Genomic DNA, 19,163 nt, shown 5'->3' with positions numbered 1-19,163 from the left:
GCTTGTCTGATACCCCACTTATTAAAGTGACCAAAGGAGAAAAAGTTCCCGCGATAAAATGGATTCCATTTGAATTAGTTACACCTGATAAAAAAACACAATATCTCAATAAATATAAAGAATAGCTCTGATAAATAGTTGATATGAAGGAGTAAAGTATGAGTACAGCAACAAAATCTCCCTATATTTTAGAAATGCGTAACGTTTCTAAAACATTTCCTGGGGTAAAAGCGTTAGATGGAATTAATTTAAAAGTAAAAAGAGGATCTATTCACGCCTTAATGGGTGAAAATGGCGCCGGTAAATCGACATTGATGAAAGTGCTTTATGGCATTTACACCCCCGATGCGGGCAGCGAGTTAATTTTAGATGATAAACCCTTTAAACCTACCCGACCGATTGATGCGATTCGACGTGGTTTAACAATGGTGCCGCAAGAAATTTCACCTGCTGCGAATTTGACCATTGCCGATAACTTCTATCTTGGGCGAGAAATTACGAAAGGGCGTTTTTTGCTTAATCAAAAAGAGATGAATGCAAGAGCGGTAGAAATTCTTAATAATCTTGGTGTCCCAATGGATGTTACAGTCAAAATGTCTGAAGTTTCTGTTGCGAAAGCACAACTTGTTGCAATTGCAACAGCCGTATCCAATGATGCCAAAGTCATTATTATGGATGAACCCACAACAGCATTAACTGAAACTGAGGTAGAACAACTTTATCGTATTATTGATATTGTAAAAAAACGTGGTATCGCCATTATTTTTATCTCACATAAATTAGACGAAGTATTTAAAGTTTCTGACGAAATCACCGTAATTCGCGACGGACAATACGTTGGTACAAAAGCCACTTCAGAGATCACTAAAGATCAACTTATCTCAATGATGGTTGGACGAGATATGTCTGAAATGTTCCAACGTGAACGTTTTGAGATTTCAGATGAAATTGTTGTTGAGGTGAAACACTTTACTCGTGTAGGAAAATATCAAGATATTAATTTCAAAGTGCGTAAAGGGGAAATTTTTGGTATTGCTGGTTTGGTGGGGGCTGGTCGTTCTGAAATAGTCGAAGGGTTGTTTGGTTATAAACCCGCGGATAGCGGCGAAATTTATATTCATGGTGAAAAAGCTGAAATTCATAATCCCTTAGATGCGATGAAATACAAAATTGGTTTTGTAACAGAAGATCGTAAATTGACAGGATTATTTCTTAATTTAAGCATAACTGACAATATGATTATGCCGAAAATGTCCCCTTATTTGGAAAATTTTTTGGTATCAGTAACGCGAGCGCAAAAGACGGCGTATGAACAAAAAGATAAGCTCAAAATTAAGGCGCCAAATGTCGAAGTCATTACTAATAATCTATCAGGAGGAAACCAGCAAAAAGTGTTACTTGCCCGTTGGCTTTTACTTGAGCCTGATATTTTAATCCTTGATGAACCAACAAAAGGTATTGATGTGGGGGCTAAAGCAGAACTCTATAAATTAATGGTTGAGTTATCCAAACAAGGAAAAACAATCATTATGATTACATCAGATATGCTAGAGCTACTTTCAATGAGCGATCGTGTTATGGTAATGCACGAAGGACATCAAGTTGGGATTATCCCACATCAAGAACTAACGCAAGAACGGGTTTTAGAATTAGCATCTGGTGCATAACAACATTTATAAACCAGACTAACATTCATTCAAACTAGTAAAATGGTAAACACAGATGAGGTATATATTATGTCAAATGTGACTTTCAAAAAAATCATAAATGCTTATGGAATGGTTTTTATCTTAATTGGACTATTTTTAGCCCTTTCTCTCTCAATTGATGGTTTTTTCTCTGCTCGTACGGTTTGGAGTATTATCGAACAGGTTTCAATGTTTGGAATCATTGCTATTGGAGTAACTTTTGCAATTATCACAACAGGGATTGATTTATCCTCTGGTTCTGTCGTGGCGCTTACCGCAGTGGTTTCAGCTTCAGTAGTGACTGGCGGTGATTCTGTAAGTGCTGCAATGCTCGCTTTCGCTATTTCATTAGCATTAGGCGCATTCCTCGGAGCAATTAATGGAACATTAACCGCAGTAGGCGCAATTCCTCCCTTCATCGCCACCTTAGGTATGATGATTATTGCTCGTGGTGCGGCACAATTATATTCAGATGGACGCCCAATTGATGCCTCTTCTGAAGCCTTTACTTGGATTGCTGATGTAAATGTATTTGGCTTACCTGGGTTAGTTATTTTATATATTTTGATTGTAATTGGATCACATATTTTACTCAGTCGTTCTACTTTTGGACGCCACGTTTATGCTGTGGGCGGAAATCTTAATGCGGCAAAAATTTGTGGAATCAACACCACTAAAACCTTAATTTGGGTTTATACCTTAGCGGGCGCATTATCTGGTTTAGCGGGGGCATTACTCGCAGCACGAACCTATGCGGGTAACCCTTCTTACGGATTAGCTTGGGAACTTGATGCAATCGCCGCAGCAGTGATTGGCGGCGTATCATTAAGTGGTGGCTTTGGCAGCATTCCAATGTGTGTAATTGGAGCATTGATTATTGGTACAACCAACAAAGGTTTAAATATGCTGGGAGTCGATCCTTACTGGCAACAAATTGTAAAAGGATTAATCATTGTTTTTGCTGTATTACTCGATACTTTAAAACGTCGTAAAAAAGCGAGCTAAATTTCTCGCTTGCCTTAGCTAATTAACAACCGCCTTTTGCCTAAATCAAAAGTGCGGTCGTTTTTTTCTCTTTTTTTATCCATAACATCACGTTTTTAATGAATTCGTCTTTTATCCATTACCATACTTACGCAAACGTTTTCGTTTTGCTAAAAATTCCTCTATAATAGCCAAGTTTTTCATTAATCTAACCAATGGTAAGTCTATGTTGCAGATTTTTCGTGGCTCTCCAGCCCTTTCGCCTTTCCGTTTAAATCAACTCGTCCAACGCTTTCAACAAGCACAACTTCCAGTGAAATCTTGCTATGCAGAATATCAACATTTTGCGGAACTCAGTGAAGCATTGAATACGCTTGAAGAGCAAGAATTAACCCAATTATTACATTATGGTCCAAACTTGGCACAGCACGAACCACAAGGGGAATGTTTTATTGTTATCCCTCGTGTTGGCACGATTTCTTCTTGGTCGTCAAAGGCCACTGATATTGCACACAACTGCGGTTTAAATAAAGTTTTACGCTTAGAGCGCGGATTAGCGTTTTATTTTGAGTTAGAACGTACTTTAAATGAGCAAGAGCAAACCCAGCTTGTTAGTCATATTTATGACCGAATGATGGAAACGGTAATCCGCACGCCACAAGAAGCCGAAGTGCTATTCCAGCAACAGCAACCAAAACCCTTTACCCGAGTGGATATTTTGGCAGGTGGGCGTAATGCATTAGCGCAAGCAAATGTGTCTCTGGGGTTGGCATTGGCAGAAGATGAAATTGATTATTTAGTGGAAAATTTCACCGCACTTGGGCGTAATCCGACTGATGTAGAACTTTATATGTTCGCGCAAGCCAATTCAGAGCATTGTCGCCATAAAATTTTTAATGCCGATTGGATCATTGATGGTGAAAAACAAGAAAAATCCTTGTTCAAAATGATCAAAAATACCTTTGAGAAAACCCCAGATTATGTGCTTTCAGCGTATAAAGATAACGCCGCGGTAATGAAAGGATCAAAAGTTGGACGCTTTTTCCCAGATCAAGATGGGCAATACCGTTATCATAATGAAGATGCGCATATTTTAATGAAAGTCGAAACCCATAACCACCCAACGGCAATTTCCCCTTTCCCCGGGGCTGCAACGGGATCTGGCGGCGAGATTCGTGATGAAGGGGCAACAGGAAGAGGCGCTAAACCAAAAGCAGGATTAGTGGGATTTTCTGTTTCAAATCTGGTCATTCCAAATTTTGAGCAACCGTGGGAAACCGCGCTATCTAAACCTGATCGAATCGCCTCAGCATTAGATATTATGCTAGAAGCGCCTTTAGGTGGTGCGGCATTTAATAATGAATTTGGTCGTCCAGCCTTGCTTGGTTATTTCCGTACTTATGAAGAAAAAGTAAACAGCTTTAATGGCGAAGAAGTGCGTGGCTATCACAAGCCTATTATGCTCGCAGGTGGTATCGGGAATATCCGTGCAGAACACGTGCAAAAAGGTGAAATCCCTGTGGGCGCAAAATTGATTGTACTTGGTGGGCCTGCAATGAATATTGGCTTAGGCGGTGGTGCGGCCTCTTCAATGGCATCAGGCAAATCGAAAGAAGATTTGGATTTTGCTTCTGTACAGCGTGATAACCCTGAAATGGAACGCCGTTGCCAAGAAGTGATCGACCGCTGTTGGCAAATGGGTGAGGACAATCCAATTCTGTTTATTCACGATGTGGGCGCAGGTGGCTTGTCTAATGCAATGCCAGAGTTAGTTCACGATGGCGGACGTGGCGGACGCTTTGAATTGCGTGATATTTTATGTGATGAAAAAGGAATGTCGCCGTTAGAAATTTGGTGTAACGAATCGCAAGAACGCTATGTGCTGGCTGTTGCGCCAGATAAATTGGCCTTATTTGAACAACTCTGTCAGCGTGAACGCGCGCCATTTGCTGTGGTTGGTGAAGCCACAGAACAAGAACATCTCACCTTGCACGATGAGCATTTCCATAATGATCCGATTGATTTACCAATGAACGTGTTGCTCGGCAAAACGCCAAAAATGACGCGCGACATTGAGTCTAAACAAGTGCATAACCCACCGCTTGATCAATCAACTATTGAATTAAAAGAAGCGCTACACCGTGTATTACGCTTACCTGTGGTGGCTGAGAAAACTTTCCTGATTACCATTGGCGATCGCTCCGTAACAGGTATGGTAGCGCGCGATCAAATGGTTGGTCCTTGGCAAATCCCCGTAGCAGACTGCGCAGTCACGACGACGGCATTAGATAGCTATCACGGTGAAGTAATGGCAATGGGTGAACGCGCCCCTGTGGCATTGTTAGATTTCGCTGCTTCTGCACGTTTAGCCGTAGCAGAAAGCCTCACCAATATTGCCGCAACGGATATTGGCGATATTAAACGCATTAAACTTTCTGCTAACTGGATGTCTGCCGCAGGGCATACGGGCGAAGATGCAGGGCTTTATGAAGCCGTCAAAGCCGTAGGAGAAGAACTTTGTCCGCAATTGGGCTTGACCATTCCCGTGGGGAAAGATTCAATGTCAATGAAAACTACTTGGCAGGAAAATGGTGAACAAAAATCCGTCACCGCCCCCCTTTCTTTAGTGATCAGTGCGTTTGCTCGGGTGGAGGATGTACGCAAAACCGTCACCCCACAATTACGCACCGACAAAGGCAGCAGCCGTTTATTCTTGATTGATTTAGGTGAAGGGAAAAATCGCTTAGGCGCAACCGCATTGGCGCAGGTTTATAAACAATTAGGTGATAAGCCAGCGGATGTGGTGAATGTGGAAAGCCTGAAAGGCTTCTTCAATGCAATGCAACAACTTGTGAATGAACAAAAATTGCTGGCTTACCACGATCGTTCAGACGGCGGCTTAATTATCACCCTTGCCGAAATGGCGTTTGCAGGGCATTGTGGCGTATCCGTAGATATTAGTGCATTAGGCGATAACGATCTTGCCGTATTGTTTAATGAAGAATTAGGTGCGGTGATCCAAGTGAAAGACAGTGATTTGCCCGCTGTTCGTCAGGCTTTCGAGCAAAATGGTGTACTGTATCTACTGAAAGAACTTGGCACGGTAACCGCAAACAATCAATTTGAAATCACGCGTGGCACGAAAGTGTTATTGAAACAAACCCGTTCTGAATTGCGTGGCATTTGGGCAGAATTGACCCACAAAATGCAGGCATTGCGTGATAATCCAGAATGTGCAGACCAAGAATTTGCCGCGAAGAAAAATCCAAATGACAAAGGCTTCTCCGTGTCTTTAACTTATGATGTGAATGAAGACATTGCGGCACCTTATATCGCCAAAGGTGTACGTCCACGTATTGCCATTTTACGTGAGCAAGGCGTAAACAGCCATTATGAAATGGCCGCTGCCTTTGACCGTGCAGGCTTTGATGCCATTGATGTGCATATGAGCGATTTGCAACATCAACGCCATCATTTGAAAGACTTCCAAGCGCTTGTGGCTTGTGGTGGCTTCTCTTACGGTGATGTGTTAGGCGCAGGCGGTGGCTGGGCAAAATCTATCCTATTTAACACCGCACTTCGCGATCAATTTGCCACTTTCTTTGCTCGTGAAAATACCCTTGCACTCGGGGTATGTAATGGTTGCCAAATGCTCGCTAACTTAGCTGAAATTATCCCGGGAACAGAAGCGTGGCCACGTTTTGTGCGTAACCAATCGGAACGTTTTGAAGCGCGCGTCGCAATGGTTCGCATCAATGAGACGGCTTCACTGTGGTTTAACGGAATGGCTGGTTCTCATATGCCAATCGCGGTTTCTCACGGTGAGGGACGTGTAGAGTTCAAAAATGATCAGCAACTTGCTATGTTGCGTGAACAAAATTTGATTATTGCACAATATATTGATAATGATCTAATCCCAACCACCCAATACCCCGCCAACCCAAATGGTTCCGTGGATGGTATTACCGCACTCACCAACCGCAATGGACGTGTCGCCATTATGATGCCACACCCAGAACGAGTTTACCGCGCAGTTTCCAATTCGTGGTATCCTGAAGATTGGACAGAAGACGGCGCGTGGATGCGATTATTCAGAAACGCAAGAGTCGCGTTAAAATAAGAAAGCATAGGAAAAAACAAAGTGCGGTAATTTTTCACCGCACTTTTTCTTATCAGGAAAAAGATCATTTCTAAAATGCCGATTGTTTGGGAGGAGGGGGAGATTTATAATTGGCGAAAATTTCCCCTAATGTATTGAGGTTATAATAATGAACATTTCGCTGATTATTGGCAGTTTAAGCAAACAATCTATTAATCGAAGTATTGCAAATTACATCGTTGCTCAGTTTCCTGCTGAGGTAAAGGTGCAGGAAGTACGCATTGATGATTTGCCTCTTTACACACAAGATCGCGATAAGGAAAGCGTGGCAGAATATGATCGCGTGCGTGAGCAAATTAAAATGGCTGATGCAGTACTCATTGTTAGCCCTGAACATAATCGCGCAATGCCTGCCGCCACGAAAAATATCATTGATATTGCTTCTCGACCTTATGGACAAAATTTATGGCAAGGTAAGAAAGTGGCTATTGTTACTGCCTCACCGGGCGCTTATGGCGGGATTAATGCGGGTCTGCAAATTCGTCAAAGTTTACAAAGTATTGGTGCGAATGTGCTGATTTCTCCAGAAGTTTTTCTTAGCCGTGCGACGCAAGCGCTTAATGAACAAGGGGAAGTAGCAGATGAACGCACCGCGGTTTTTTTAAGTAAGTTTGCACAAACTTTTATTCAATGGGCGAAAGCATAAGGCAACATAAGGCAATAAACTAAAGCATAAGGAACGAAAATGAGCGTAGATAAATTAAATGCAATAACCAAAGATGTCGGTGGCATTCCTGTGGCGCGTTTGTTACCACAAGCGGGTAAGCGTACCATTGGGGCGTGGTGTTTTCTTGATCACGCAGGGCCATCAGAATTTACCGATAATAATGCGGGCTTGCAAGTCGGTGCGCATCCACACACCAATTTACAGACGTTTACGTGGATGCTTGAAGGGGAAGTTTGGCATCAAGATAGCCTTGGTTATCGTCAATTAATTAAGCCCAAACAAGTGAATTTAATGACTGCTGGCACTGGTAGCCAGCGTGGCATTAGCCATACGGAACAAACCCCTGAAGGCGTGCATCAACTTCACGCGGTACAGCTTTGGATTGCGCTTCCAATGGATCAAGAGATTGAGCCAAATTTTCAACATTATCCTCAATTGCCTGAATGGCAGGAAAATGGCGTAAATTACATTTTGACCACCGGTAGCTATCAAGGCAGAACCGCACCAACACAGCAATATAGCCCATTAGTTGGCGTAGATATTCAATTTCAACAGTCCCAAACAGTGCGTATAGAACAGCAACCAAACTTTGAATATGGCGTTCTGGTACTGAAAGGCAACGTGGAGATTGAAGGGCAAATTTACCAACAAGATCAACTGGTTAGTTTAACGGATTGCCAAACCCACGAATTTAACATCAAAGGGGAGGCGGGCAGCCATATTATGTTACTCGGGGGAGAACCGCTCGCACATAAAACCTTAGTGTGGTGGAATTTTGTCGCAGATAGTCAAGCGGCTTTGCGTCAAGCTGTGGAGGATTGGAATAATGGGCATTCGCGTTTTGGACATATCGATCTGGAAGGTACGCGCTTACGCCGCTTAATTGCGCCTGAAATGCCTGCCAAATTAGTGGAATAAACGAACGTTACGCTTAAGCCCTTTGTAAAAAGGGCTTTCTTTTACAATAAAAAGTTGCGAAAAAAGCACCGCACTTTTCTATTTTAGTTTCTCCCACAATTAGGCTTCCACAAAAGCTAAAGCCTGTTCCACGATTTCAATGCCTGCCCCTGTTTTATGGGCGTTTTCGCTGAGATGTCTGCGCCATTGACGAGCGCCTTTGCAATGTTGGAATGCGCCAAGCATATGGCGGGTGATGTGATTAAGATGAACGCCTTGCGCAAGTTGTTGTTCGATATAGGGGAACATTTTTTCCACTGCCTCTTTTGGATGAATAATGGGGCATTGCGGATCAAACAAGGCGTGGTCAATATAGCCTAATAAACTCGGGTTTTGATAAGCTTCACGCCCAACCATTACGCCATCCACATAACGCAGATGTTGTTGCATTTCTTCAATGGTTTTAATCCCGCCGTTAATGCTGATTAAAAGTTGTGGAAAATCCCGTTTTAGCTGATAAACACGCTCATAATCAAGGGGCGGAATTTCACGATTTTCCTTCGGGCTTAATCCATTGAGCCACGCTTTGCGTGCGTGGACGATCAATTCTTGACAGCCTGCTTGCATCACTTTCTGCACGAAATCACAGAGAAATTCATAGCTATCAAGATCATCAATGCCAATACGGGTTTTTACCGTGACAGGAATATCCACCACAGACTGCATACGCTGCACACAATCTGCGACTAAATCTGCTTTCGCCATCAGGCAAGCACCAAACATTCCGTTTTGCACGCGATCAGACGGGCAGCCCACGTTTAAATTAATTTCTTGATAACCACGCTCAGCGGCAAGTTTTGCACAATGTTGTAATTGTTCGGGATCACTCCCGCCAAGTTGAAGTGCCACAGGGTTTTCTGCCAGATCAAATTCCAAATGATCGTACTTGGCGTGAATAATTGCACCTGTGGTGATCATTTCCGTATAAAGCAATGCGTGCTGACTGAATTGGCGATGGAAATAACGGCAATGGCGCGTTGTCCAATCAAGCATTGGGGCAACAGAAAATCGCCCACGATAAAAGTGCGGTGTGTTTTTTGTTGATTTTTGTTGGGTCATTATTTGTTTTCTTCTTGTACGGATTTTGGCTGTTCTTGTTGCTTTAACTCAGCTTGTTTTGCCTGCTCTTGAATACGCTGGCGGAAACGCCCTGCGGCAAAATGATAGAACGGTTTCGCATTAAACTGGCGTGAAATGATAGAAGCGATAAGACTACAAATCAAGAGCCAAAATAGCACGGGTTCACTGGATGTCATTTCCATTACTACCACGCTTGCTGTAACAGGGGATTGTGTTGCTCCAGCTAAGAACGCCGCCATACATAATAAAACCAGTAAACGTTGATCTACAATGCCTCCTGTAAGCGACCAGATTTGTGCGCCAATGCCCGCTCCCGTGGTTAATGATGGGGTGAAAATCCCCCCAGCCGTGCCTGTCCAATAAGTTGCAACGGTGGCGAATAGTTTACTTATGCCTACTTCGCTCCCCATTTCGACACCACTCAATGCTTGAGTAACCACTTCATAGCCTGTGCCATAAGTTTGTCCGTGGGTGAATGTGCCAAGCCCCGCAAGGATTAAGCCTAAAATAAAGGCGGTATAAATAGGGTGACGGCGAATCCACCCGCGAATTTTAGCTGGTGCAGTGCCAGCCACCCCTTTAGCTAATAAGCGAGCAAAAATACCGCCTAAAATGCCACTTACTATGCCACATAATGCAACCCATAAGAACATATAAGGCACGGAAGTTTCACCTTGATAATTCGGAAAATAGGGGTTATTGCCCTCAATGGCGACCAAAATAAACCCTGCGGTGAGTACCCCAAGTAGCACACGGCGTTCCCAACGGAGCAAAATGCCACGCCCTAATTCTTCAATCGCAAAAATCACCCCAGCCAGAGGGGCATTAAATGCTGCTGCCAGTCCACCTGCTGCACCCGTTGCCATTAATTCATTGGCATTTAAGCCTTTAAATGCCAAACCGTGGCGACGACACACGTTGCCCCACGCATACATTACCGCCGCGCCCACTTGTACAGAAGGCCCTTCGCGCCCTACTGATGCACCAAATAACATCGCTAAAAAGGTGAGCGGGATTTTCCACAGCGTTTGTCCAAAGGCAATGAGCTTACTTTTATTGGCGCTATACGGCATATCAATTGAAGCGATCACTTGTGGAATGCCACTGCCCGAAACATAAGGGGTGTATTTAGCGGTAAACCACGCCAAAAAAGCCAGTCCTAAAGGCAGCACAATCCATACTGCATAAGGATATTTGGCACTCCAGTGGGCATTCCAATGTAAGGCTAAATCGGCAAATTTGGCAAAGCCAAGGGAGAATAAGGATACCAACGCTGCACCGATTAACAGACAGGAAAATTCAATGGTTTTACGCGAAATGCGATAGCTTTGGCGTAATTTTCGATGAATAAAATGACGAATTTTTTGGGTAAATCGCATTAACATTTTTGTTAGCAGAGATGAAAATGAATTGAGGGAAATTATAGCAATATTTTCTTATGCAAAATATGCCAAGGATCAATAAGATGAAAAATTGCTAAAAAAACACCGCACTTAGTTTCCCGTACGGTGTGATTTCATTAGGGATTAAGCCTGATCACCAAGCAATACACTTTCTAACGCAATTTCAATCATTTCATTGAAAGTCAGTTGGCGTTCTTCCGCGCTCGTTTGCTCGTGGGTACGGATATGGTCTGATACCGTACAAATGGTTAAGGCTTTTGCGCCAAATTCTGCCGCAACACCGTAGATGCCCGCTGCTTCCATTTCTACGCCTAAAATGCCGTATTTTTCCATCACATCAAACATTTCAACATCAGGGGTATAGAAAAGATCAGCCGAATAAAGGTTACCCACACGCACGTTGATGCCTTTATTTTTTGCTGCTTGTACGGCAGCTTGGGTCATTTCAAAGTCGGCAATGGCAGCAAAGTCATTATCTTTAAAACGAATACGATTGACTTTTGAATCGGTACAAGCACCTAATCCAATAATCACATCGCGTAGTTTCACATCAGCGCGTACTGCACCGCACGACCCGACGCGGATAATTTTTTTCACACCATAATCGGTAATTAATTCTTTGGCGTAAATGGAACAAGAGGGAATCCCCATTCCGTGTCCCATTACCGAAATTTTTCGCCCTTTGTAAGAGCCTGTGTAGCCTAACATATTACGCACATTGGTAACTTCTTTGGCATCTTCCAAGAAGGTTTCCGCAATGTATTTGGCACGCAATGGATCGCCGGGCATTAATACTACATCAGCAAAAGCACCTGCTGGGGCGTTGATATGTGGAGTCATAATAAAGTCCTCTTTTATTGATTAATCTTGGTCGTTGAAATTAAGGATTGATTTACCGTAATCCATTGGAGATAAGCCAAAATAGTCGGCAATAGTTTGCCCTACATCAGCAAAGGTTTCACGTTTGCCTAAAAAGGCTTTTGGTACTTGTGAGCCGTAAAGCAATACGGGAATATGCTCACGAGTATGATCCGTGCCGTGCCAAGTTGGATCGCAACCGTGGTCGGCAGTGAAAATAAGCAAATCACCTTCATTCATTAAGGCTAATAGTTCTGGGATACGGCTGTCGAAATATTCTAATGCAGCGGCATAACCTGCGACATCACGGCGGTGGCCAAAATCAGAATCAAAGTTTACAAAGTTAGTGAAAACGATGGCATTTTCGCCTGCTCTTTTGACTTCTACAAGGGTTTTATCAAATAATTCTGCCAAGCCTGTGGCTTTGACTTTTTCGGTAATGCCCGTATGAGCGTAAATATCAGCGATTTTGCCGATAGAAATCACATCCCCTTGTTTTTCTTCGACTAATTTCTGTAATACGGTTTTCGCGGGTGGCTCAATGGCGTAGTCTTTACGGTTACCAGTACGAGAAAATTCGCCAGCTTTATTGCCAACAAACGGGCGAGCAATGACACGCCCAATGTTGTAATCGGCTAATTCTTCACGCACAATTTCGCATAATTCGTATAGCTTGTCTAAGCCGTAGGTTTCTTCGTGGCAGGCAATTTGGAAGACGGAATCTGCCGAGGTATAGAAAATAGGTTTACCTGTTTTCATATGTTCTTCACCCAGTTGATCTAAAATCACAGTACCGGATGAATGGCAGTTGCCAAGGTAACCTTCTAAGCCCGCACGTTCGACAATACGATCTAATAAAACCTGTGGAAAGCTGTTTTCGTGATCGGGGAAATAGCCCCAATCGAATAATACTGGCACACCTGCGATTTCCCAATGCCCTGACGGGGTGTCTTTACCTGATGAAATTTCTTTCGCATAAGCATACCCGCCAATCAACGCGGGGCTTGGATTAAAACCGGCTGGCAATTCGCCGCAAGATTCTTTGGCGGCTAAGCCTAAGCCCAGTTTTTCAAAATTAGGCAAATGAAGTGAACCTTTACGCCCGTTTTTGTCTTCCAGCCCTTCGGCGCAGCGTTGTGCAATATGACCTAAGGTATTTGCGCCTTTATCGCCAAATTTTTCCGCATCTTCACTTGAACCGATACCGAAAGAGTCTAACATCATTATAAATACGCGTTTCATTTTAAGCTCCTTAATTATTGAACTCTGTGTTTGGGCGACAGAATGTTTGCTTTATTTGGAAGTGGAAAATGCTCATTGCTTCCTTATTGGAGAAATCCTAATCTCCTTGTAACATAATGATAGCAAACGTTTTCTTTGCCTTAATATGACAACACCACGAACAATGTCGTGGCGTTATCGAAAAAATGTGATCAAATTTTACCGCACTTTACAGCGCCGCACCACTTAAACCGATAAATAAACCGGCTATGGTTGCACTCATCAGATTAGCTAATGAACCTGCAATTACCGCTTTAATACCAAGACGTGCAATATCACCACGGCGACTTGGTGCCATTCCACCTAAGCCTCCAATTAAGATCGCGATAGAACTGAAATTTGCAAAACCACAAAGGGCGAAGGTAATAATTGCTTTTGTTTTATCGCTTAATTGTACCGCTGCATCCGCTGCAAGGTAAGGGGCAAATTCTAAGTAGCCAACAAATTCGTTCACCGCTAATTTAATCCCGATCATTTGACCTGCAATGCCCGCTTCGTTCCAAGGTACACCGATCACCCAAGCTAATGGGCGGAAAATCCAACCTAAAATTAAGCCAAGAGAAAGTTCTGGCATACCGAACCATTCGCCAATGCCACCTAATAAGCCATTTACTAAGGCAATTAATGCAACGAATGCAATTAACATCGCGCCGACATTCATTGCTAATTGCATACCAGATGACGCCCCTGCTGCGGCAGCATCAAGGATATTTGATGGTTGTTCTAAATCAACTTTTTCAATGTCATCATTGAATTTTTCTGTTTGAGGCACGATTAATTTTGCAAACAATAAGCCAGCTGGTGCAGCCATAAAGGATGCTGCGATTAAGTATGGCAATGGCACGCCTAAGCCGGCATAACCAGCTAATACTGAACCTGCGATAGACGCCAATCCACCACACATCACGGCAAATAATTCTGATTCAGTCATTTTACTGATATAGGGTTTGACGACGAGAGGCGCTTCCGTTTGTCCAACAAAGATGTTTGCGGCAGCAGACATTGATTCCGCTTTGGAAGTGCCTAATGCTTTTTGTAAGCCACCACCAATAATTTTAATAATCCACTGCATTACGCCAATGTAATAAAGTAAGGAAATCAACGCAGAGAAGAACACAATAATCGGTAACACACGAATAGCAAAAATAAATCCGTCATTACCAAAAGCTTTAAATGACGCATCAGTTGCTAAACCACCGAAGACAAATTTAACCCCTTCATTCCCGTAATTTATCACTTTGCTTACGCCATTGGATAAGGCAAGCAAAATATCACGTCCAACTGGCACATAAAGAATAAATGCACCAATCAGAATTTGAATTAACAACGCCCCACCGACAGTACGCAAACTAATTGCACGGCGATTACTTGATAACAGAACGGCAATAGCAAGAAGTACAACAATGCCCAGCACACTTATTAAGCTACTCATATTAGAATTTCCTTAAATGTAAAATTGAGATAAAAACGCAAACGCATTTTACTGTTTTTTGTAACGAAATGCTTGCAAAAATGTACAAAAATGTGAAGGCAAGCGATTGCTTTGCGGTAAAAATGCACAATTTCTTAAACGTTTTAGCTATATGTTATAGAGATTAAGCAGTTGGGATTTAGGTAAATTTCCTTTATCATCATATCTCAAAGTGCGGTGCAAATTTATGATCAATTTATCTATGAAAAATCAATTTAACGTGCTTCCTCACACACCTTGGACAGCAAAAAAACATTGGTCAATTGAGTATCATTCCCTAGTAATGTTGATTATTTCTTTAACCATTTTAGGTATGGGGGAAGGCTTACTTTTACTGGCAAATTTAGGTTCAGCCCCTTGGACTGTGCTTTCGCAAGGGGTGGCATTACAAGCGGGCTTTAATGTTGGCTGGGCATCACTTATTATCAGTGCCATTGTTATGCTGATGTGGTTTCCACTTAAACTTCGCGCAGGTTTAGGAACGGTGTTAAATACCTTATTGGTTGCCTTGTCTTTAGGTATCACGGTGGACTTTATTTCCGTTCCTCACTCTATGCTACTTCGCTTTACTTATGCCTTACTAGGTATTTTCTTATTTGGCGTAGCTTCCGCATTTTATCTCACTTGTCATCAAGGGGCAGGCCCTCGTGATGGACTAATGGTTGGCTTATGTCAGCGATGGCATTGCAAAGTAGGCATAGTCAGAACCCTAATAGAGATTACTGTTTGTGCTATTGGCTTTTGTCTTGGGGGAACGGTGGGAATTGGAACGTTACTCTTTGCATTTAGTATTGGCTGGATTGTGCAATTAACATTAAATACCATTGGTTATTGTCTTAGGTTAAAAAAATAGTGCGGTACTTTTTTTGAATACTTTTTCTTTTGTGAGAAGATCTATTACACTTAGCAAAAAAGTAATTGAATAAGGATGAAATTATGCCAACAATCAGCGTTGCAATGATTATAAAAAATGAACAGCAAGATCTTGCACAATGTTTAGAAAGCGTGAAAGATTGGGTGGATGAGATTGTCATTTTAGACTCAGGTAGTACCGATAAGAGCAAAGAAATCGCGCTGCAATATGGGGCTAAATTTTATGAGAATCGCGATTGGCAAGGCTTCGGCAAACAACGCCAACTGGCACAGCAATATGTAATCTCTGATTATGTGTTATGGTTAGATGCTGATGAGCGTGTTACAGATGAGCTGAAACAACAAATTCAGCAAGCTGTGGCGAAAAATTTGCCTAATGTGGTGTACGATATTCCACGTATCAGCGAAGTTTTCGGGCGTTTAATTCGTCATTCAGGCTGGTATCCCGATTATGTTGTGCGATTGTATCAAACCCAGTATGCTGGTTATAACGATGCTTTGGTTCACGAAAAAGTGATCTACCCAGAAAATACGACAGTGCAAAAACTAACGGGAAATTTACTTCATTATCCTTATAAAAATTTACATCATTATCTGGTTAAATCAGCCAATTATGCCAATGCGTGGGCAGAGCAACGGGCAAAACAAGGAAAAAAAGCCACATTATTTCAAGGTATTACCCACGCAATCGGGTGTTTTGTCAAAATGTATTTCGTAAAAGCCGGTTTTTTAGACGGCAAACAGGGATTTTTATTGGCAGTGCTTTCTGCACATTCTACATTCGTAAAATATGCAGATTTATGGATGAGAAATAAATAAAAGACAAGTGCGGTAGAAAATCTTATGATTTTCTACCGCACTTTTTTAGTACCAGAGATGATGAATAAAGTCTCGAATTTGAGGAAAAATTTCCTTAATTTTAATATTAGAAAGTACTTTTTCTTCATTTGGTGGTGAAAAAGCTAAATGACGATTTGGATCGTTAATTGGCTGCCAACGTAATGGTGTCGCTGAACGGTGGCTTGGGAAAAAACCAATGGTTGGCACGTTTAATGCACCGCAAATATGCAATGGTCCTGTTGAACCTGCAATAAATAAATCAGCACAAGCCAAAGAGTAAGTGAAATCTAGTAAACCCTCATTCTTATCATACATAACCACATTGGGACTATTCACTAATTGAGCTAATTGATGTGCTTTCTCACTTTCGTTTGGTCCTGCTGTGAGAATGATATAAGCATCAAATTGTTGCAAGGTCTCTTTGATTAATTCTGCGTATTGAACCAAAGAAAGATTATTTGCCGATCCCCCTGTTCCACTATGTAGGAAAATCCATTTCTTATTTTGTGTAATACCTAAATGTTGTTGGAGTTTGCTTTTTTGCGTGTGCAAAATTTCTTGTGAGATGACTAAATAAGGAGGGGGGGACTCATCAAGAGGTAAGTGCTGATCTTGTAAAAATACGCGTGCCAGATCCAGATTATATTCAAATTCTGGCTTAAGGGAGCGAGAACGGCGTTGGGTTAAACGATGATTATAGGCGAGTTGGGCTAATTTTGTCGCGGGAGCAAGACGATATTTAATACCACTTAGCCATACCAATTTAGCATTATGCCAATTTGAGAAAAAACTGATTACAGCATCAAAATTCGCCGCTTTAATTGTCTGTAACACTTGCTTAAATTGGGCTTTATCTTTTTTGTCTTGTGCGTCAATAATAATATCGTCAATATAAGGACAAAGTTCTGCCATCGGTGCAGTGTATTTAGGCACAAGTGCGGTGATTTTTAACTGAGGATTTGCCTTTTTTATTAAGGCTAAGGCTGGAAATATCAGCATAAAATCGCCCAGTTTGTCATTACGGATTACCAAAAGTTTTTGCATTATTCTGACTTTCACGGGTTATTTTTGAGTAGGTTGCCACATTGTAACAAAGGAAGGCTTTTTTATTAAAGAATAATTCACTTCATCACGCTATTTACCTTGCTTTTTTCGTAAAAAAGAGTACAATCCACAGGCTTTTTGTCTATATATACAGAGAAAAAAGTAAGCATTCCCACTCCTTCGATGTGGGTTTTCTTTTTGTTTATTAAAATTAGAGGAAGGTTATGGTAACCATTCGTTTATCTCGTGGCGGAGCTAAAAAACGCCCATTTTATCAAATTGTTGTCGCTGACAGCCGTTGCCCTCGTGATGGTCGTTTTATTGAGCGTGTTGGCTTTTTTAACCCATTAGCAGCAGGTAAAGCTGAACGTTTACGCATTAATTTAGAGCGCGTAAATGCTTGGGTTGAAAAAGGGGCGACATTATCTGATCGCGTTAGCTCTTTAGTAAAAGAAGCGCAAAAAGCTGCTTAATTGCAGATTTTTCAGATTAATAGGTGAATAAAATGACACAACAGAGAATTGAAGTAGTTGGGAAATTAGGTTCAACATACGGAATTCGTGGTTGGTTACGTATTTATTCATCAACAGAACAAGCTGAAAGCATTTTTGATTATCAGCCTTGGTTTTTAAAAATTAAAGGTCAATGGCAAGCAACAGAATTAGAGAGCTGGAAACATCATAATCACGAACTTATTGTTAAATTAAAAGGTATCAATGATCGTGAAATGGCACAAACCCTCGCAAATATTGAAATCGGTGTTGATTTAAGTGTATTCCCTCAGTTAGAAGAAGGGGATTATTATTGGCACGATTTAATTGGTTGTGATGTTGTGAATTTACAAGGTTACAAAATGGGTAAAGTGGCAGAAATGATGGAAACTGGCTCAAATGATGTCTTAGTTGTGCGAGCAAATAGCAAAGATGCTTTTGGTAAACAAGAACGGTTAATTCCGTTTTTGTATGGACAAGTAGTTAAAAGAGTAGATCTCACTACCAAAACTATTGACGTGGAGTGGGACGCTGGTTTCTAAACTCAGGCATACAGTGAGCTTTAGGTTGTAGCATTTCGAGCCTACAAATTAGGAAAATAACAATGTGGATTGGTCTTGTATCATTGTTCCCCGAAATGTTTAAAGCGATTACTGAGTATGGGGTAACGGGACGAGCCGTAAAACAGAATCTCTTGCAAGTACAGTGTTGGAATCCACGGGATTTTACCACGGATAAACATCAAACCGTTGATGACCGCCCTTACGGCGGTGGGCCTGGAATGTTGATGATGGTGCAACCATTACGAGATGCAATCCACGCCGCTAAAACGGCCGCAGGAGAAGGGGTAAAGGTAATTTATCTTTCACCACAAGGTCGTAAGCTCGATCAAAATGGTGTAACAGAATTGGCAAAAAATCAAAAATTGATTTTAGTCAGTGGTCGTTATGAAGGCATTGATGAACGAGTGATTGAAACGGAGATTGACGAAGAATGGTCAATCGGTGATTACGTTTTAACGGGTGGTGAATTACCCGCAATGACATTAATTGATGCCGTTGCACGCTTTATTCCCGGTGTATTAGGCAAACAAGCCTCCGCACAAGAAGATTCTTTTGCGGAAGGATTGCTTGACTGTCCCCACTATACTCGCCCAGAGGTACTCGATGGAATGTCAGTACCTGCGGTGTTGATGTCAGGTAACCACGCAGAAATTCGCAAATGGCGATTAAAACAATCGTTATTACGAACGTGGTTAAGACGCCCTGAGCTATTGGAAAGCCTAGCTCTGACTGACGAACAACGAAAATTGCTGGCGCAAGTAAAACTTGAACAGCAAGCAAATAAAGTTGATTAGTTGATCGCGA

The 19,163-nt window shown here is 42.0% G+C and carries 16 protein-coding genes and 1 pseudogene; 11 read left to right on the top strand and 6 right to left on the bottom strand.

Annotated features, from left to right (window positions below; translation table 11 throughout):
* Window positions 1-32: 32 nt before the first annotated feature.
* From L5B90_RS11610 to L5B90_RS05510, 6 genes and pseudogenes are all read left to right on the top strand, one after another.
* Window positions 33-125: pseudogene (locus tag L5B90_RS11610) on the top strand (ATPase); the annotation flags it as partial.
* Between the two features lie 33 nt (window positions 126-158).
* On the top strand, window positions 159-1,667 hold the full coding sequence (locus L5B90_RS05530) for a sugar ABC transporter ATP-binding protein (protein ID WP_265762350.1): 1,509 nt from the start codon (window positions 159-161) through the stop codon (window positions 1,665-1,667).
* Window positions 1,668-1,736: 69 nt separating this feature from the next.
* On the top strand, window positions 1,737-2,693 hold the full coding sequence (locus tag L5B90_RS05525; RefSeq protein ID WP_250351025.1) for an ABC transporter permease: 957 nt from the start codon (window positions 1,737-1,739) through the stop codon (window positions 2,691-2,693).
* Window positions 2,694-2,898: 205 nt separating this feature from the next.
* Window positions 2,899-6,792 (top strand): phosphoribosylformylglycinamidine synthase, encoded by a 3,894-nt coding sequence (gene purL, locus L5B90_RS05520; protein ID WP_250364000.1) that lies wholly within the window; start codon window positions 2,899-2,901, stop codon window positions 6,790-6,792.
* 148 nt (window positions 6,793-6,940) lie between these two features.
* Window positions 6,941-7,477, top strand: coding sequence for an NADPH-dependent FMN reductase (locus L5B90_RS05515; RefSeq protein ID WP_250364001.1), 537 nt, complete (start codon window positions 6,941-6,943; stop codon window positions 7,475-7,477).
* 39 nt (window positions 7,478-7,516) lie between these two features.
* Window positions 7,517-8,416, top strand: coding sequence for a pirin family protein (locus tag L5B90_RS05510; protein ID WP_265762349.1), 900 nt, complete (start codon window positions 7,517-7,519; stop codon window positions 8,414-8,416).
* 99 nt (window positions 8,417-8,515) lie between these two features.
* On the opposite strand, the gene dusA is transcribed toward L5B90_RS05510, so the two are convergent.
* The 5 genes from dusA to L5B90_RS05485 form a co-directional block, all read right to left on the bottom strand.
* Window positions 8,516-9,514 (bottom strand): tRNA dihydrouridine(20/20a) synthase DusA, encoded by a 999-nt coding sequence (gene dusA, locus L5B90_RS05505; RefSeq protein ID WP_265762348.1) that lies wholly within the window; start codon window positions 9,512-9,514, stop codon window positions 8,516-8,518.
* Window positions 9,514-10,920 carry a chloride channel protein gene (locus L5B90_RS05500; RefSeq protein ID WP_250364004.1) on the bottom strand — a complete coding sequence of 469 codons (1,407 nt, stop codon included), beginning with the start codon at window positions 10,918-10,920 and terminating at the stop codon, window positions 9,514-9,516. The genes dusA and L5B90_RS05500 overlap by 1 nt, the downstream gene beginning before the upstream one ends.
* Window positions 10,921-11,061: 141 nt before the next feature.
* Window positions 11,062-11,778, bottom strand: a complete 717-nt coding sequence (gene deoD, locus L5B90_RS05495) for a purine-nucleoside phosphorylase (protein ID WP_265762347.1) — start codon at window positions 11,776-11,778, stop codon at window positions 11,062-11,064.
* A gap of 21 nt (window positions 11,779-11,799) precedes the next feature.
* Window positions 11,800-13,038, bottom strand: a complete 1,239-nt coding sequence (gene deoB / locus L5B90_RS05490; RefSeq protein WP_265762346.1) for a phosphopentomutase — start codon at window positions 13,036-13,038, stop codon at window positions 11,800-11,802.
* Window positions 13,039-13,246: 208 nt separating this feature from the next.
* On the bottom strand, window positions 13,247-14,509 hold the full coding sequence (locus L5B90_RS05485) for a NupC/NupG family nucleoside CNT transporter (protein WP_250364006.1): 1,263 nt from the start codon (window positions 14,507-14,509) through the stop codon (window positions 13,247-13,249).
* A gap of 241 nt (window positions 14,510-14,750) precedes the next feature.
* Here L5B90_RS05485 and yczE point away from each other — a divergent pair, with 241 nt between their 5' ends.
* Entirely contained in the window at window positions 14,751-15,401 is a 651-nt protein-coding gene (gene yczE / locus L5B90_RS05480; RefSeq protein ID WP_250351016.1) for a membrane protein YczE, read from the top strand.
* An 83-nt stretch (window positions 15,402-15,484) separates the two neighbouring features.
* Complete coding sequence (locus L5B90_RS05475) at window positions 15,485-16,240, top strand: glycosyltransferase family 2 protein (RefSeq protein WP_265762345.1); 756 nt, start codon at window positions 15,485-15,487, stop codon at window positions 16,238-16,240.
* Between the two features lie 45 nt (window positions 16,241-16,285).
* Here the strand turns inward: L5B90_RS05475 and L5B90_RS05470 are convergent, their stop codons facing one another.
* The gene (locus tag L5B90_RS05470; protein WP_265762344.1) at window positions 16,286-17,305 is read right to left on the bottom strand and encodes a glycosyltransferase family 9 protein; all 1,020 of its coding nucleotides are present in this window, start codon (window positions 17,303-17,305) and stop codon (window positions 16,286-16,288) included.
* A 224-nt stretch (window positions 17,306-17,529) separates the two neighbouring features.
* Here L5B90_RS05470 and rpsP point away from each other — a divergent pair, with 224 nt between their 5' ends.
* The 3 genes from rpsP to trmD all read left to right on the top strand — a co-directional run bounded on the left by rpsP (window position 17,530) and on the right by trmD (window position 19,153).
* A complete protein-coding gene (rpsP, locus tag L5B90_RS05465) occupies window positions 17,530-17,778 on the top strand; it encodes a 30S ribosomal protein S16 (RefSeq protein ID WP_250351013.1) in 249 nt (82 codons plus the stop codon).
* A gap of 32 nt (window positions 17,779-17,810) precedes the next feature.
* On the top strand, window positions 17,811-18,338 hold the full coding sequence (rimM, locus tag L5B90_RS05460; RefSeq protein WP_250351012.1) for a ribosome maturation factor RimM: 528 nt from the start codon (window positions 17,811-17,813) through the stop codon (window positions 18,336-18,338).
* A 62-nt stretch (window positions 18,339-18,400) separates the two neighbouring features.
* Window positions 18,401-19,153, top strand: coding sequence for a tRNA (guanosine(37)-N1)-methyltransferase TrmD (trmD, locus tag L5B90_RS05455; RefSeq protein ID WP_250364009.1), 753 nt, complete (start codon window positions 18,401-18,403; stop codon window positions 19,151-19,153).
* Window positions 19,154-19,163: the final 10 nt, after the last annotated feature.

The organism is Avibacterium sp. 20-129 (assembly GCF_026226845.1).
In the GTDB taxonomy this organism is placed as follows: Bacteria; Pseudomonadota; Gammaproteobacteria; order Enterobacterales; family Pasteurellaceae; genus Avibacterium.
Note: the sequence above shows the minus strand (reverse complement) of the source record. Positions and strands in the feature narration are given on the sequence as shown.